This window comes from Photorhabdus temperata (genome assembly GCF_025384845.1).
Lineage (GTDB): Bacteria > Pseudomonadota > Gammaproteobacteria > Enterobacterales > Enterobacteriaceae > Photorhabdus > Photorhabdus temperata.
The window spans coordinates 1-16,594 of record NZ_JAJAFX010000031.1 but is presented as its reverse complement, the minus strand read 5'-3'; the positions used below and the strand labels follow the sequence as shown (position 1 = coordinate 16,594).

General features: G+C 44.4%; 18 protein-coding genes. 5 read left to right on the top strand and 13 right to left on the bottom strand.

The window, feature by feature from the left end; genetic code table 11:
- Positions 1-11: 11 nt before the first annotated feature.
- Both dusB and fis read left to right on the top strand, forming a co-directional pair.
- Positions 12-977, top strand: coding sequence for a tRNA dihydrouridine synthase DusB (dusB, locus tag LGZ99_RS13390; RefSeq protein WP_036837529.1), 966 nt, complete (start codon positions 12-14; stop codon positions 975-977).
- 25 nt (positions 978-1,002) lie between these two features.
- Positions 1,003-1,299: a DNA-binding transcriptional regulator Fis gene (gene fis / locus LGZ99_RS13385; protein ID WP_010847912.1), complete on the top strand. Its 297-nt coding sequence runs from the start codon at positions 1,003-1,005 to the stop codon at positions 1,297-1,299.
- A 118-nt stretch (positions 1,300-1,417) separates the two neighbouring features.
- On the opposite strand, the gene LGZ99_RS13380 is transcribed toward fis, so the two are convergent.
- On the bottom strand, positions 1,418-1,645 hold the full coding sequence (locus LGZ99_RS13380; protein ID WP_023043560.1) for a hypothetical protein: 228 nt from the start codon (positions 1,643-1,645) through the stop codon (positions 1,418-1,420).
- Positions 1,646-2,175: 530 nt separating this feature from the next.
- Entirely contained in the window at positions 2,176-3,339 is a 1,164-nt protein-coding gene (locus LGZ99_RS13375; RefSeq protein WP_036837526.1) for a multidrug effflux MFS transporter, read from the bottom strand.
- Positions 3,340-3,443: 104 nt separating this feature from the next.
- On the opposite strand from LGZ99_RS13375, the gene LGZ99_RS13370 reads away from it, so the two are divergent.
- Together LGZ99_RS13370 and LGZ99_RS13365 are read left to right on the top strand one after the other, a co-directional pair.
- A complete protein-coding gene (locus LGZ99_RS13370; RefSeq protein WP_036837474.1) occupies positions 3,444-4,223 on the top strand; it encodes an AraC family transcriptional regulator in 780 nt (259 codons plus the stop codon).
- A gap of 131 nt (positions 4,224-4,354) precedes the next feature.
- On the top strand, positions 4,355-4,834 hold the full coding sequence (locus tag LGZ99_RS13365; RefSeq protein ID WP_021324308.1) for a helix-turn-helix domain-containing protein: 480 nt from the start codon (positions 4,355-4,357) through the stop codon (positions 4,832-4,834).
- Positions 4,835-5,179: 345 nt separating this feature from the next.
- On the opposite strand, the gene livF is transcribed toward LGZ99_RS13365, so the two are convergent.
- From livF to LGZ99_RS13340, 5 genes are all read right to left on the bottom strand, one after another.
- The gene (gene livF / locus LGZ99_RS13360; protein ID WP_031280519.1) at positions 5,180-5,881 is read right to left on the bottom strand and encodes a high-affinity branched-chain amino acid ABC transporter ATP-binding protein LivF; all 702 of its coding nucleotides are present in this window, start codon (positions 5,879-5,881) and stop codon (positions 5,180-5,182) included.
- Positions 5,882-5,883: 2 nt separating this feature from the next.
- Positions 5,884-6,657 carry a high-affinity branched-chain amino acid ABC transporter ATP-binding protein LivG gene (gene livG, locus LGZ99_RS13355; RefSeq protein WP_036837469.1) on the bottom strand — a complete coding sequence of 258 codons (774 nt, stop codon included), beginning with the start codon at positions 6,655-6,657 and terminating at the stop codon, positions 5,884-5,886.
- Positions 6,654-7,940, bottom strand: a complete 1,287-nt coding sequence (locus LGZ99_RS13350; RefSeq protein WP_036837468.1) for a high-affinity branched-chain amino acid ABC transporter permease LivM — start codon at positions 7,938-7,940, stop codon at positions 6,654-6,656. Before LGZ99_RS13350 ends, livG begins: the two co-directional genes overlap by 4 nt.
- Positions 7,937-8,863, bottom strand: a complete 927-nt coding sequence (gene livH / locus LGZ99_RS13345) for a high-affinity branched-chain amino acid ABC transporter permease LivH (RefSeq protein ID WP_021324313.1) — start codon at positions 8,861-8,863, stop codon at positions 7,937-7,939. Before livH ends, LGZ99_RS13350 begins: the two co-directional genes overlap by 4 nt.
- Positions 8,864-8,924: 61 nt before the next feature.
- A complete protein-coding gene (locus LGZ99_RS13340) occupies positions 8,925-10,037 on the bottom strand; it encodes a branched-chain amino acid ABC transporter substrate-binding protein (RefSeq protein WP_036837467.1) in 1,113 nt (370 codons plus the stop codon).
- Between the two features lie 389 nt (positions 10,038-10,426).
- On the opposite strand from LGZ99_RS13340, the gene panM reads away from it, so the two are divergent.
- Entirely contained in the window at positions 10,427-10,825 is a 399-nt protein-coding gene (gene panM / locus LGZ99_RS13335) for an aspartate 1-decarboxylase autocleavage activator PanM (RefSeq protein WP_036837466.1), read from the top strand.
- Here the strand turns inward: panM and LGZ99_RS13330 are convergent.
- From LGZ99_RS13330 to LGZ99_RS13305, 6 genes are all read right to left on the bottom strand, one after another.
- Positions 10,813-11,952: a glycerate kinase gene (locus LGZ99_RS13330; RefSeq protein WP_262979191.1), complete on the bottom strand. Its 1,140-nt coding sequence runs from the start codon at positions 11,950-11,952 to the stop codon at positions 10,813-10,815. The two genes, panM and LGZ99_RS13330, sit on opposite strands and share 13 nt — an antisense overlap.
- Before the next feature lie 108 nt (positions 11,953-12,060).
- Complete coding sequence (gene rpoH / locus LGZ99_RS13325) at positions 12,061-12,918, bottom strand: RNA polymerase sigma factor RpoH (RefSeq protein ID WP_021324317.1); 858 nt, start codon at positions 12,916-12,918, stop codon at positions 12,061-12,063.
- Between the two features lie 247 nt (positions 12,919-13,165).
- A complete protein-coding gene (gene ftsX, locus LGZ99_RS13320) occupies positions 13,166-14,140 on the bottom strand; it encodes a permease-like cell division protein FtsX (RefSeq protein ID WP_036837465.1) in 975 nt (324 codons plus the stop codon).
- Positions 14,133-14,798, bottom strand: coding sequence for a cell division ATP-binding protein FtsE (gene ftsE, locus LGZ99_RS13315; protein WP_021324319.1), 666 nt, complete (start codon positions 14,796-14,798; stop codon positions 14,133-14,135). The genes ftsX and ftsE overlap by 8 nt, the downstream gene beginning before the upstream one ends.
- Positions 14,799-14,803: 5 nt before the next feature.
- The gene (ftsY, locus tag LGZ99_RS13310) at positions 14,804-16,126 is read right to left on the bottom strand and encodes a signal recognition particle-docking protein FtsY (RefSeq protein ID WP_036837464.1); all 1,323 of its coding nucleotides are present in this window, start codon (positions 16,124-16,126) and stop codon (positions 14,804-14,806) included.
- A gap of 155 nt (positions 16,127-16,281) precedes the next feature.
- A partial coding sequence (locus LGZ99_RS13305) for an RNA-guided endonuclease InsQ/TnpB family protein (RefSeq protein WP_262979190.1) occupies positions 16,282-16,594 on the bottom strand: 313 nt, incomplete at its 5' end.

Sequence of the window (16,594 nt, the reverse complement as noted above, 5' to 3'; positions counted from 1 at the left end):
TTTCTTCGTCTATGCGTATCGGACAATACCAGCTGAAAAACTGTCTTATTGCGGCCCCAATGGCTGGCATAACTGACCGTCCGTTTCGGTCACTATGTTACGAAATGGGTGCAGGTATGGCAGTATCGGAAATGCTATCTTCCAACCCACAGGTCTGGAAGACAGACAAATCCCGGCTACGTATGGTTCACAGTGACGAACCGGGAATTCGTTCCGTGCAAATTGCCGGCAATGATCCTGATGAAATGGCAGCGGCAGCGAAGATTAACGTCGCTAATGGTGCTCAGATCATTGATATCAACATGGGGTGCCCAGCCAAGAAAGTGAATCGTAAGCTGGCAGGTTCAGCTTTATTGCGTTACCCGGAATTGGTCGAAAAGATCCTGTCCGCGGTTGTAAATGCAGTAGATGTTCCTGTTACGCTGAAAATCCGCACTGGATGGTCGCCAGAAGAACGAAATTGTGTAAAGATTGCCCAATTGGCCGAGCGTTGTGGTATTCAGGCTCTGACGATTCACGGCAGGACGCGATCCTGTTTGTTTAACGGAGAAGCAGAGTACGACAATATTCGGACAGTTAAGCAGATTGTTACCATCCCGGTTATTGCCAATGGTGACATAACTGACCCGCTTAAGGCCAGAGCAGTGCTTGAATACACCGGGGCTGATGCTCTGATGATAGGCCGCGCTGCTCAGGGAAGACCCTGGATCTTCCGGGAAATCCAGCATTATCTGGAAACAGGAGAATTGCTGCCACCGATGCCGATTGGCGAAGTGCAGCATTTAATGAACGAGCATATACGGGAATTGCACGACTTTTATGGTCCAGGCAAGGGAGCCCGTATCGCACGTAAGCATGTATCTTGGTATCTCCGGGAACATGCTCCTGATGACCAGTTCCGGCGCACATTCAACACCATAGAGGATGCCAGCGAACAGCTGGAGGTGTTGAAGGCATATTTCGAAAATTTTGCGTAATATAAAGAAAAGAGCTGACAGAACTATGTTCGAACAACGCGTAAATTCTGACGTACTAACCGTTGCTACTGTAAATTCACAAGATCAGGTTACTCAAAAACCTTTGCGTGACTCAGTTAAACAAGCACTGAAGAACTATTTTGCTCAACTAAATGGTCAAGATGTTAATGACCTGTATGAGTTGGTACTGGCTGAGGTGGAGCAGCCATTGTTGGACATGGTGATGCAATACACCCGTGGCAACCAAACACGTGCTGCCCTGATGATGGGCATCAACCGTGGCACACTGCGTAAGAAATTGAAAAAATATGGCATGAACTAATAGCTATCAATTAGTTCACTAAAAAAGGTACTTTACCTTTCGGTAAAGTACCTTTTTTGCCAAATCAAGAAAAGTAATGCCGAACTTTGGGGGCCTTACGCGACAAAATGCAGATTATTTAGTTGCCTAGCAATTCTGAATCATCTGCATCAAGTCTTTCTTTTGCCTTTTTTGCGGCAATATGAAGCAGCTTTATTATCTCCTCCTCATCATACAATCTCATACCAGCCAGATCCGCTGGTGTTGGTTTCGTTGGAATAACGGCATCACTAAAAAAATGATAGACCCTGATGAAGAGCCCAAATTCCCCAACGGTATTGGAGTGATATGCTTTCCAGATAAACATTTCGGAAAGATATTTTTCGAATCTGAATCACGACTTGCTACACACACATCGTTAGAACGTGACATAATCAGTTCTCCATAATTCTTATTTAGCCGAATATCCATTAAATATTCAGATAATTCAGGATAATGACCAGACTGTTAATGAGTGAGCTAAGTAGTTTTCTCACTTCAATTTGTCACTTAGAAAGTATAGCACAAAATATTTAAATGTTTTTTCACTTAAAAACCGCAAATCAAGCTATATTTTTCTTTCAGAAAGAGATTAATTTGTTATTTTCAATCAGACTTGATAGCAAAAATTTCTTTTAACCACGTATTTTTCATATATAATTTCTTAATACTTTCATATAATTTTATCATCCTATTGCGGGAATGCATTGTTGCAAATAAGAAATTTTTCAGTATTTTTAAAATACGGCTATTTTTTTAAATAAGATCTTATTATAAATATACTTTGTATCTGTAATTTTCAAATATTATTAACCTGTCAACTAATTACCGATAATACAGAATTATTCCAGCATCAGATTATTCCGTAATTGATGTGTTAATCTCTGATTTTATTAATATTAAACAATTAATTACCGCCAAAAATAGAATAAAACAACCACAAAATACCAAGACAACACCAAGACGTTGGTTCCAGCCTGCTAACGCCAATCCCCCACCCAAGATCAAATAATACAGCAAACCAAACAATGCTCCTGCTGTTCCCAATCTATCCGTATAATCAATCAATGCAGAAGCCAAGATATTGGGAATAGCGATTCCGTAGGCTACAACAATCAAAATCATCGGCAGGATAAAAAACCAGGTGGCTTCCAGAACCATTATCATTCCTCCGCCGATCAGGAGGATAATAGCAGCAAGTAATACTGAATTTGATGAACGCCATTTTTTGTTTAACAAGAATTTATTTAACCAAGCGCCAATACCTGACCCTAGCGCCAAAAGCAATCCGGTATAACCAAACATCTCAGAAGAGAATCCCAACCGTTCAAAATTGAACGGAGCTAATTGATAATAACTCAACAAACATAAGTTAAAGAGTGATATCAACAGAGCATTACGCCAAATTGCCACGTCCTTGAACATCATAATTAAAGTGCTTGTTAGCGGCATTATCACCACTGCTGCCGGGCGGGTTTCAGGCAGATAAATAGCAGACCAGCCTGATAGTAATACCGCAAGCAGAGACAAGCCGAAAAAGACGATTTTATATCCCCCTAAATAGACCAAAACAGCACCACTCATCATGCCAACAGCCGGACTGACCGCTAAAGCTATGCCCATGACGGAAAACACCCGTGCTAATTCGCTCCCCTGATAAGAATCTCTCATCATTGTTTGAGTTCCTATCGAACCGACTGCGGCACCAAATGCGGATAACATTCTGGCAACCAGTAATAACTCAAATTGGCTGCTGAATAATGCCACTAATGAAGCACCACTATAGAGCAGCAACCCACTTAATATCGTTGGGCGTCTGCCTATGAGATCACACATGCGCCCCCAAATAACCACGCCGATAGCAAAAGCGAAAAAATATAAAGATAAAGTTTGAGCAGCCTGTTCAGCACTCACCTTAAATCCCTTTGCAATATCGGTTAATGCTGGGCTATAGATGGTCTCTACAACTTGTGGAAACATCATTAACGCTGTTGCCAGCGTAAGCCCAAGTTTACGTTGCATTGTGATTTTACCTAATTCAATTAGACGATAAGCATAAATTAGCATGATCTCAATTGTCGCATTACAATAATAAAGACAATTTATTTATTAAATAGGACATAAATATGGCATGGCTTTCCCGCGATGATAGTTTTGATCCTGATAGCCTTGGAGTACCGGTTGTTGGGATCGCCGCTGAACTAGGCCAGCATGATTCAGGGTTTCATCAACATGAGATGGGACAATTATTATTTACCCAGCAAGGATGTATCAGTATCACCCTGGCGGATCACTTATGCATACTTCCACCAACCCGGGTTGCCTGGATCCCACCACGTATCTCTCATCGAGCAGAGATAAAAGAATCTGTCGGATATCGCTCTATTTATCTGGATATCAATCAGATCGGGTATCTGGCAGAACATATTGAAGTACTGGAAGTGACACCTTTGCTGCGTGCAGTATTGGAACGAATAGCGCAGTCACCTTTCAGCACAGACTGGTTACATGGGCCTGCTACTAACCTATTAGCGGTTTGTCTTGACGAAATCCGCCAGGCAAAGAGAGAGCCAACATTATTGCCACTCCCTTGTGATCGTCGTTTGGCCTGCATCCCTATGACGACACTTCCACCACCGCTCAAAATACTGGCAATGAATATCGGCGCCAGTGAGAAAACTATCAGCCGGATATTTCGCCGGGAAACAGGTCTCAATTATCAACAATGGCGACAACAGTGGCGTTTGATCAAATCTATAGAATTACTGGCGAAACAGGGTAATTTATCATCTGTCGCTAATGAGTTAGAATTTTCCAGTGACAGCGCTTTTATAATCTTTTTCAAGAAAATGACCGGGAAACCACCAAGAGAATATATGTCTGCTTATAAGGAAGGTAATGATTGAGGTAAAACCGATAATGCTAAATAGGCATCTGGCAGCCAAATGTCAGCTTCCTGTCAGGTATCTGTCGTGTTCCTGTTGTTATGCTTCTTTTATGATAAGTTCACTTTTGAATGCTAAAGAAGGTATTAAAAATGAGTGGATATCGAATCAAAGAATTACGGCAATCCAGAGCCTGGTCACAGGAGCAACTTGCTGAATTATCATCTTTAAGTGTCAGGACCATACAACGTCTGGAAAATGGCGAAAAAGCAAGTTTAGAAACGCTGGCCGCAATAGCGTCCGCGTTTAATATAAAAGTGACAGACCTCTATTCCCCAGAAACTGACAAAATCACCCAAGAACAAGCTAAATCCATTGATAAAAAGCGAGATGAAATTCAGCAACAAGTTGCATTAGAAGCAAAATTTTATCGTCATTTAGTGAGGTTTATTATTACCAGTATTATCCTTTTGTTGATCAATTGGGTAATTAATTATACTATTTCATGGTCTGGTATTGTTATTTTCATATTGGGTGTATTACTCATTAATCGCTGGCTGAAAACTTTCTTTATTCATAAATATATAAATCGATGGAAAAACAAAAGAACAAATAAATTAATCAATAAATAATCATTATATTAAAATAACAAATTTAACTTTAAAGCCAAAAGAAAAAAAACTCTTCTGGCTATATTATTTAATAATTAACTGACATCCAAGCAAAGAATTAAATAATTTATTGGTAGAAAAATCATTCTCTTACACAAAAATTAGATCACATGCAATTCAAGCAGAGAATATCATTTTAACTCGCTTTAAATTACATTTTCAGGTATTAACAACATATTTTTAGGAGGGAGTGTTATTCATAGGTCGAAAATAATATAATTAACGACACCCTCTCCTTGGGAGAAATAACCTTTCCGGCACTGCTTACCAATGCACATGACACTCTCCTTTAGGCTGAGAAAGATATTACCCTCCCAAATACGCACTCCTCACTGCTTCATTAGCCAATAACGCCGCACCACTGTCTTCCAGTACGATCTGACCGTTTTCCAAGACATATCCCCGGTCAGCCAGTTTTAGCGCCTGATTTGCATTCTGCTCAACCAGAAAGATTGTCATCCCTTCTTCCCGCAACTGCTGAATGGTATCGAAAATCTGTATGATAATTATCGGCGCCAATCCCAGTGAAGGTTCATCCAGCAATAATAACTGTGGCTGGCTCATCAAAGCGCGGCCAATTGCCAGCATTTGCTGTTCACCACCGGACATCGTTCCAGCCCGCTGATTTCGCCTTTCCTGTAACCGGGGAAATAAATCATAAACCCGTTCAATACGCTGCTGATACTGAGTTTTGTCAGCAAAAAAGCCGCCCATCGCCAAATTTTCTTCCACTGTCATACGGGCAAAGACTCTGCGCCCTTCAGGAACAATCGCAATGGCCTCACGCATAATACGTGCAGTCGGCCATTGCGTGATATCTTTGCCGCGAAAAATAATAGAGCCCTCAGTCGCTCGGGGTTCACTGCATAACGTATTGAGCAACGTCGTTTTTCCTGCGCCATTTGCACCTATCAGAGTGACAATTTCTCCCTGTTGAATATTCAGACTCACCTGATGCAGCGCCTGAATTTCGCCATAGTGGGCAGATACCTGTTTGAATTCCAACATCATTAATACACCTCTCCCAAATATGCCCGAATAACGTCCGGGTTGTTACGAATCTCTTCCGGTCGCCCTTGTGCCAAAGGTGTTCCCTGATTAACCACATAAATACGATCAGAAATCCCCATCACCAGTTTCATATCGTGTTCAATCAGCAACACAGAAACCTGATGATGTTTTCTCAGTTCAGCAATTAAGATATTAAGTTCTGCTGTCTCTTTCGGGTTCAGGCCCGCAGCAGGCTCATCCAGCATCAAAACTTCCGGGCGTGTTACCATACAGCGGGCAATCTCCAGACGGCGTTGTTGACCATAGGCCAAATTACCCGCCGGTCTGTTTGCCAGTGGTAACAAGCCAATCCGCTCCAGCCAAACGACGGCCCGATCTACAGCCTCAGATTCCGCACGGCGGAATGCCGGCATTTTGAAAAGCCCAGAGAAAAGACCACTTTTCAGATGCTGATGCTGCGCTACTAATAGATTTTCAATCACAGTCATCTCACGGAATAATCGCACATGCTGAAATGTCCTGACAACACCCATACGGGCAATAGCCTGCCCGGATAACCCTTCCAGATGTTTTTCCCGCAATTTTATTGTGCCGCTGGTCGGACGGTAAAATCCTGTCAAGCAATTAAAGATCGTGGTTTTCCCTGCGCCATTAGGCCCAATAAGAGAGACAATTTCGCTTTGATTTAATATCAGGGCAACATTGTTAACCGCCAGCAAACCACCGAAGAGCATGGTCAGATCGGAAACCTGCAATAATGGTGTTGCACTCATGCCTGTTCTCCTCCCTGAGGTTGGCTTTCCTGCCGTTTAAATTTAACATTATGGCGTTTCATCGGTAGCAATCCTTGCGGACGCCAAACCATCATCAGCACCATCATGGCCCCCAGCAGCAACATGCTATAGGCATTCAAATCACGCATCATCTCACGGGAAACCACCAACAGAATGGCCGCAAGAATCACCGCAGTCTGCGAACCCATTCCACCCAGCACTACAATCGCCAGCACGAACGCAGATTCAACAAAGGTGAAGGATTCCGGGCTGATGAAACCCTGCCGGGCAGCAAACAAGGTTCCGGCAAAACCGGCAAATGCAGCACTGATAGTAAACGCGGCCAGTTTAATACGGGTTGGACTCAGCCCAAGAGAACGACAAGCAATCTCATCTTCACGCAGTGCTTCCCACGCGCGGCCTAATGGCATACGCAGTAACCGATTGATAATAAATACGGTCAGTATCACCAACAACAATACGACCAGATAGAGGAAAATAACCCGATCACTTGGATCGTATTTCAGACCAAAGAAGTTATGGAAAGTATCCCAACCGCCCTCTTTCACGCTGCGGTTAAATTCCAACCCAAAGAAAGTCGGTTTTGGTATCTGGCTGATACCATTCGGGCCACCCGTTATTTCGGTATTATTCAATAGCAGAATGCGAACAATTTCGCCAAAACCGAGTGTGACAATTGCCAGATAGTCACCTCTCAATCGCAATACCGGAAAACCTAACAACAGCCCCGATAAAGCAGCCGTTAATCCCGCCAACGGCAAGCTCTGCCAAAATCCTAACCCGTAATAGTGGCTTAGTAAGGCATAGGTATAAGCGCCGATAGCATAAAAACCTGCATATCCAAGCACCAGCAACCCAGATAAACCAACAACTACATTCAACCCCAGCCCCAACATGACATAAATTAATGTCAGCGTAGCAATATCGACACTGCCACGGGAGACAATAAATGGCCAGACAATCGCGGCAACAATAATCAATGCCGCCAGTAGTTTTTGTCCTTTGGTTGAACCATCGAAATCCGGCAATGTCCAGCTTTTAACGGGCACTTTCTTCATCGTCTGTTGAACAATTGGACGCAATAGCTGGAACAAGAAAACAACCGTACAGCCGATGCCAATCCATAGCCATCGGACTTCATCGGCACGGTAAACGACCAGCTTCGTGCCATCCAGTGACAACTGCATCCCCATCATAAAAACAGCCAGAACAAATAAAGCGGCTGAGGCGATAATGGCATTAATCCAATTGGCATGTTTCATACTTTTTCTACCTCTGGACGGCCTAAAATCCCGGTAGGCATAAACAACAACACAACGATAAGCAGAGCAAAGGAAACCGCATCTTTATATTCTGTGCTCAAATAAGCAGAAGTCAGGGCTTCAGAAACGCCCAGGATCAAGCCGCCAATCATTGCTCCCGGAATGCTGCCAATGCCTCCCAATACAGCTGCGGTGAAAGCTTTCATTCCTGCCATAAAACCGATATATGGATTTATCACACCATAAAACTGCCCCAGTAAAACACCGGCTACCGCTGCCATTGCCGCGCCGATAACAAAGGTCAAAGAAATAACTTTGTCAGTATTGATCCCCAGCAAACCGGCCATTTTCAGGTCTTCCGCACAGGCACGGCAGGCACGCCCCATACGGGAATAGCGGATAAACATCGTCAGTACCAGCATGGCAAGGAATGTCACTACCCAGATAATCAGTTGCATCGCAGTAATACTGGCAGAAAATCCATCACTTTCGCTCAATATCCACTGCCCGGAAATCAACCCCGGCAATGCCAGATCACGGGAACCCTGTGACAAGCTGACATAATTTTGCAGGAAAATAGACATCCCAATTGCAGAAATCAGCGCAATCAGGCGCTTGGAATGGCGAACGGGTTTGTAAGCCACCCGTTCAATACTCCAGCCATAAGCGCTGGCAATCACAATTGATGTTAAAAAAGCAGCAGTAATCAGCAACCAGCCCAGATCAATTCCCATCATCATCAGAGCAGCAATCACAATAAAAGAGACATAGCTGCCAATCATATAAACTTCACCATGAGCAAAGTTAATCATCCCGATGATGCCGTAAACCATCGTATAGCCAATGGCAATCAATGCATAAGTGCTACCCAGGGTAACCCCGTTTAACATCTGTTGTAAAAAATAGAGAAATTGCTCTGACATATCCTGTACCCTTGGAATAGCAGCCCCTGTCAAGCAGGGGCTGACGGCCATTCGGATGGCTTTACTTCACAGAAGTAGAAGAACCGTCTGCATGCCATTCAAAAATGCCGAACTCAAACCCTTTCAGGTCGCCAGCCTGATTCCAGCTCAGTGTTCCCATCACGGTATCGACCGGATTAGTTTTCAGGTCTTTCACCAAATCAGCAGGTTCCATGCTGCCGGTACGGCTCATTGCCGCTGTCAGAGATTGCAGGGCGGCATAGGTTGTCCAGACGAATGGGCCCGTTGGATCCTCTTTCTTAGCTTTGATTGCATCAACGATAGCTTTGTTTGCCGGAGCTTGATCGTATCGTTTAGGCAATGTTACAAACATTCCTTCAGAAGCAGCACCGGCAATATTAGATAACGAAGAGTTACCGACACCCTCCGGCCCCATAAAACGGATATTCAAACCCGCTTGTTTAGCCTGGCGCAGAATTTGTCCCATTTCAGGGTAGTAACCACCGAAATAGACAAAATCCACATTTTCTTTTTTCAAGCGGGCAACTAGTGCTGAGAAATCTTTATCACCAGCAGTAACACCTTCAAACAATACCGTATTGACTCCCATTTTTTTCAGTTTATCGAGAACAGAACGTGCCAACCCTTCACCGTACTGCTGTTTATCGTGAACAATTGCCAGCCGTTGAGGTTTGATCTTTTCAACAATATATTGCGCTGCCGTTGGACCCTGATCAGAATCCAGCCCAGTAGTACGCAGAATCATTTGGTAACCACGGGTTGTCAGATCAGCATTAGTTGCCGCAGGCGTAATCATAATGACACCTTCATCTTCATAGATATCAGATGCCGGCTGAGTCGATGAAGAGCAAAGATGACCGATAACATAACGAATGTTGTCATTAATCACTTTGTTAGCTACTGCTACAGCCTGTTTTGGGTCACAGGCATCATCATATTCAACACCCACCAGCTTATCGCCATTAATGCCGCCTTTGGCATTAATATCCGCAATCGCCTGACGTGCACCAGTAAATTCCATATCTCCATACTGAGCAACTGGGCCGGACATCGCCCCCACAATTGCTACTTTAATCTCTTTTGCCCACAGTGAATAACTCATTACCATGGCAATACAACCGGTTAATAATGCCTTACCTGTTACGATTTTCATTTATTTATCCCCGTGTTGTTATTGGTCTGATTGCTTGTATTTGCCTTTAAGATCTTTCATTATCTGGCTGGAAATCATGACCGTTTGTGATTAATGATTAGATAAAGCGGTTTTTATTAATAAGATTTTATTTTTCATGTTATTAAAATAGCATTTCATGCTTAAAATCAAATTGGCAAGGTAGTAAAAAGCATCAAATACAGAATAAAATACCACCAGAAATGGTTGTAATTTAGACTAATCATGGTGTGATATTCTGGTTAAATATTAGTAAAGCAATCTTTAACTCGAAAGATCGATCGTGTTAAAAACATTTTTTCCAGTAACGTATAAAAATAGTCACACAACATTCTGACTGTTTATTCATCTACAATGGATATGGAAAAATCATGAAGTTAACTATCGAACAACTGACTGTTTTATCAGCACAAGATATGATTGATTTGGGAAAAATCTGGCCTCAGCAAACGCCAGAACAATGGCAAATCCATCTAAAAAACGGCAAGAAACTGTTTGCTGCCCGTTTTAATGACAGATTGTTAGCCGCAGTAAAAATCACTCTCAGTAATCAATCCGGCCTGCTTGAAGATTTATGTGTTCGTGAAATAACACGTCGCCGGGGGGTGGGTTTATATCTGATAAATGAAGTAAAGACCCGGCATCCTGCTGTTAAACAATGGAAGCTAAGTCTCGCGGGTTTCCCTGATGCTAACGAACCGGCGTTACAAGGTTTTATGAATGCCTGTGGTTTTCGTTATGATACCACTTCAAACTACTATTTGGGCTGACTCATCTTCCAGACGGCAGCCACATTGCGGGCTGTCACCCGCAAATTCGGATGCCCACAAGCAAGAGCATCCGAAAGAGAACAAACGCCGGGCATAATTGAGAAAACAGCATCCAATCCATGCTCATGAACGACGTTATAGTCTTGACTCATACCACCAACCAATGCAATGGTTGGAATAGCATACTTTTTAGCGACACGGGCAACGCCGATTGGTGTTTTACCGTAAACAGTCTGGCTATCCATCCGACCTTCGCCAGTAATAACCAAATCAGCACCTTGTACCACTTTCTCCAATTCCAACGTGGAGATAACAATATCAATTCCCGGTTTTAATTTCGCTTTAAGCCAACCAAGTAAAGACGCTCCCATACCACCTGCGGCTCCCGTACCCGGTACATCAATGACCTTCACTTTTGTCAGGAATTCAATTTTTTCACCGTAATGGCGTAAAGCAGCATCCAATTCTTTCACCATCTCTGGGGTCGCCCCTTTTTGTGGTCCGAAAACAGCAGATGCACCAAACTCACCACATAACGGGTTAGATACATCACAGGCGACGATAATTTCAGTCTGACCCAAACGGGAATCCAAACCAGAGAGATCGATTTCAGCAAGCTGACTTAATGCGGCCCCGCCAGCCCTCAGTTCTTCACCACAATCATCAAGCAGGCGAGCACCCAATGCCTGCATCATACCGGCACCACCATCATTAGTCGCACTACCACCAATACCGAGGATTATCTTACTGACACCTTTATCTACAGCAGCCAGTATCAGCTCTCCGGTACCATACGTCGTGGTTATCAGCGGATTACGTTTTTCCATCGGAACCAGATGTAAGCCAGAAGCCGCCGCCATTTCAATAACCGCAGTTTTTCCATCACCCAGTACACCGAAAAAACTATCCACCGGCTGATTTAACGGGCCGGTAACAGACAAGTGGATAATTTGCCCATCGGTGGCGGCTACCATTGATTCAACCGTACCTTCACCACCATCTGCCATCGGCAGTTTAATGTATTCAGCTCGTGGATAGATTTCACGAAATCCCTGTTCTATCGCTTCAGCAACCTGCAAGGCACCAAGGCTCTCTTTAAATGAATCAGGTGCAATAACAATTTTCATCGGATTAGTTTGGTTGAAAACTCTGAAAGAAGGAACAAAAAGGGCGATAAATCATTATCGCCCTCTTAACTTATTCATTGTGAATGCGTTAACGCAAAATCACTTTATTTATGCTTCAATTGCTACACGCAGTTTTTTCATGGCATTCTTTTCAAGCTGACGTACACGCTCCGCAGAAACACCATATTTATCAGCCAGCTCTTGCAGGGTAGATTTGTTATCATCATCCAACCAGCGGCAACGGATAATATCCTGACTGCGCTCATCTAAGCCTTCTATCGCTACCGACAATTTATCAGCGGCATGGTTTTCCCAGTTGTCCTCTTCAATGCCGTCTGCAAAATCAGAAGCTTTATCCTGAAGATACAGAACTGGGGCAATCGGCAAGCCTTCCTGACTATCATCATCAGCAGACATATCAAACGCCATATCCTGTGCTGACATACGAGATTCCATCTCACGCACATCTTTACTGGTCACACCAAGTTCTTTGGCGACCATTTCCACTTCGTCCTGATTAAACCAACCTAAACGCTGTTTAGTTTTGCGCAGATTAAAGAACAGCTTGCGCTGCGCTTTAGTTGTCGCAACTTTAACAATACGCCAATTACGCAGTACATATTCGTGGATTTCAGCTTTAATCCAGTGAACAGCAAAAGAAACCAGACGCACCCCCACTTCCGGGTTGAAACGACGTACTGCTTTCATCAAGCCAATGTTCCCTTCCTGAATTAAATCCGCCTGGGGCAGGCCATAACCAGCATAACTGCGAGCGACATGAACAACGAAGCGCAGATGAGACAGAATCAGCTTCTTAGCTGCATCCAGATCTCCCTGGTAATGCAGCCTTTCAGCCAGTTCCTTCTCTTCCTCCGCTGTCAGCATCGGGTAGGTATTAGAGGCGCGAATATAGCCCTCTAGACTTCCTTGAGGAACTAACGCTAAGGTTTGCATTTCTTTGGCCATTCAAATCCTCTCAAATTAAGGCTCAAATCGTTAGTACAGATTACATCAGTGTTTATAAACCAATGCTCAACATACAGCGGTACAGTCTATCACCAGAATGTGCATATTCAAGTTACAGATGCGTGGGGTTGTAATAATTTCAGGATAGATAACATCCACCGTGGAATCACGGAGCAAAAAATAACAGATTGTTTTATATTTATGCAAGTAACTTTATTTGTACCAGCCATAACAAGCATTAATTCAATTATTCTGGCGTAAAGTGGCGCAAATGCTGGGTTGTCGCCAACCAGGCAGCTACCCAACCAATCATCGCGGAGATCAAAACTAACAACAGGGATTCATCCCATGAAAGCCCATGCAAATTAAATGTCGTACCAAACACGCTGGCAACCTGTGTGACAACATCAGAGAGCTTCCACACCAACAGGGCAGAGAATATCAATGATAACATCGCACCAAGCCCCCCTAACAAAGCGCCGCCATTGAGGAATGGACGCAAAATGAAACCATCAGTCGCACCAATCAGCTTCATCACGTTAATCGTGTCACGATGGCTGAAAATACTGAGACGCACGCTGTTACCGATAACCAAAAATAACGCCACGACCATCAGAATACCAATCACTGCCGCAATTTGCCCGACAAGCCCCGTCAACGCCGCCAAACGGGCAAACCAGCTATCATCCATCCGAACTTCTTCAATACCTTTGACCTGAGAAACCCGGTCACGCAACGTAGTCAGCGTCTGTGAGCTTTGAAAATCGATTTTCGGTGTAATGATAGCAACCCCGGGTAGTGGATTCTCTTCCAGCATATCCAGCGCACTGCCAAAACCAGACCAAGTGCGGAACTCTGTCATTGCTTCCTGACGTGAGAGATAATTAACATTATCCACACCATCAAGTGCTTTCAGCTCACTTATTAATTTTTGAGCACTGTTATCATCCAGTGATTTATCGAGATACACCGTCAATTGAGGGGTGGGATACCATTTTTCCGCAGCCTGGCTGACATTCTTCCAAACAATGTAACAAACGCTTGGTAATGTCAGAGATATCGCAATAACCATAATCGTCAGCAGAGTTGCCAGTGGCTGACGCAGCATATCTGTCAGCACATTCATCCAGGCATAACGCCACTGTTCACGCCATCCCCCTTGCAGAGCTTTACCTTTTGATCTTGTTACTTTCCCCGCTGCCTTACGCACATTTTTAACCATGATGCTCTCCCGCCATACGGCCCTGGCTCAGAGTCAGAATACGATATTTCCGTCGTTCAATCAGTGACATATCATGGGTCGCCATCAGCACCGTCACCCCTACCCGGTTAAACTCTTCAAACAGCCGTAAAATGCCTTCTGACAATTCACCATCAAGATTACCAGTCGGTTCATCCGCCAACAAAACAGTTGGCTTATTCACAACTGCCCGGGCAATACCGACACGTTGCTGTTCACCACCCGAAAGCTGAATCGGAAAATTTTTCGCTTTGTCCAGCAGACCCACTTTATCCAATGCCGCAGAAGTCCGGCGACGGATATCTTCCGTACTCGCACCTGAAATAACCAGTGGCATTGCCACGTTATCGTATACCGTCCTATCCAACAGCAGATGGTGATCCTGGAAAATCATACCAATCTGGCGACGCAGGAAAGGCACCTCACGACTCTTTAACCGGCTGATATCATGACCTGAAAACCAGATATGTCCGGCGCTAGGTCGCTCAATGCCACAGATGAGTTTCAGCAAGGTACTTTTACCTGCCCCTGAGTGACCAATTAGAAATGCCATTTCCGCAGGGCGCAAATGAAAGTTCACCCCTTGTAGGGCTTGCCGTCCCCCCAGATAAGCTTTACTGACCTGTTCAAAGCGAATCATGGTAATTAATCCTCTCGGGCAAAAAGTGCCTCTATAAAATCGTCTGCCTTAAATGGTCGTAGATCTTCAATTCCTTCACCGACACCAATATAACGGATAGGAATTTCAAACTGATCAGCAATGGCGAAAATCACCCCGCCTTTGGCAGTCCCATCCAGTTTTGTCAGTGAGATACCTGTCAGCCCAACAGCTTCATGGAACAATTTAGCCTGACTTATCGCATTCTGGCCGGTGCTGGCATCCAATGTCAGCATAATTTCATGTGGCGCATCTTCGTCCAGTTTTTTCATCACCCGGACAATTTTCTTCAATTCTTCCATTAGGTGAGATTTATTTTGCAAACGACCTGCGGTATCGGCAATCAGTACATCTACACCTTTAGCTTTAGCTGATTGAATAGCATCGAAAATCACGGAAGCGGGATCAGCGCCAGTATGCTGCGCCACCACCGAAATATGGTTGCGATCCCCCCACACCTGTAACTGTTCAACTGCGGCTGCACGGAAAGTATCCCCGGCCGCCAGCATGACAGATTTACCTTGCGCCTGAAACTGACGTGCCAACTTACCAATTGTTGTCGTTTTACCAACACCATTAACACCAACCATTAGAATGATATACGGTGTTTTTCCTTCAATATCCAGCGGCTTATCAACTTTAGCCAGAATGCCAGACATCTCTTCTTTCAATTTGGCATACAATGCTTCCGCATCTTTCAGCTCTTTACGGCTGGCATGCTCCGTCAGACTGCCAATGATTTTGCGGGTAGTATCAACACCAACATCAGCAATCAATAACTGCTCTTCCAATTCATCAAACAGATCATCGTCGATCTTTTTACCACTGAACAGGCTGAGAAAGCCGGAACCCAGATTCTGACGCGTTTTAACCAGACTGCGTTTCAAGCGAGTGAAAAAGCCCTCTTTAGTGGGACGCTCTTGCTCTTTTGATACAGCAGGCTTTGACTGTTCAGTTTGTACCTGTTGTGCAGCTAATCTTGCGGCTTCTTCAACAAGGAGTTTTTGTTCTGCCTGTTCCGCGGCTAATCTTGCAGCCTCTTCAGCAAGACGCTGTTGTTCTGCCTGCTCTGTTGCCAATCTTGCTGCTTCTTCAACAAGGCGTTGTTGTTCCGCCTGCTTTGCCGCCAATCTTGCAGCTTCTTCAACAAGGCGTTTTTGTTCCGCCTGTTCCGCGGCTAATTTTGCAGCCTCTTCAACAAGACGTTGTTGCTCCGCCTGCTCTGCTGCCAATTGTTCTTCTTTTTGCTGTTCTTCCTGACGGCCACGACCGAACCAGGAGAAAAAGCCTTTTTTTTTCTCTTTTGCCATTAGCCACTACACTCCTCAAGGTTAAATCATGGCGTTATAACAGTGAATAATAACGAAATTAGACGCAGTCTAACATTTTCGTAGTAGCGCAACACATATCAATCTTGACATCCTCCCCCACTTTCGCACTTCGTGACTCAAGAGGGGGATCCCCGTTAGTGGGCGACGGCTGATCGCTCTGCGTCTGGTTCCTGCTTCGACGGGCGGCCTGACTGCACCGTCCCTCCACAGGCAAGCACGGCATGTCCTGCCGCTAAAATGTTACGAGCGCCGTTTACATCGGCGTTCGCGGTATATCCACACACCTGGCACACGAATTTACTCTGTGACAAGCGGTTCTCTTTTGCTGTATGACCACAACATGCGCACCGCTGGCTGGTGTATGCCGGAGGGACTGCCAGTACCTGACCGCCGCGCCAGCGCTGCTTATATTCTAGCTGACGGCGCATTTCATACCAGCCCTGATCC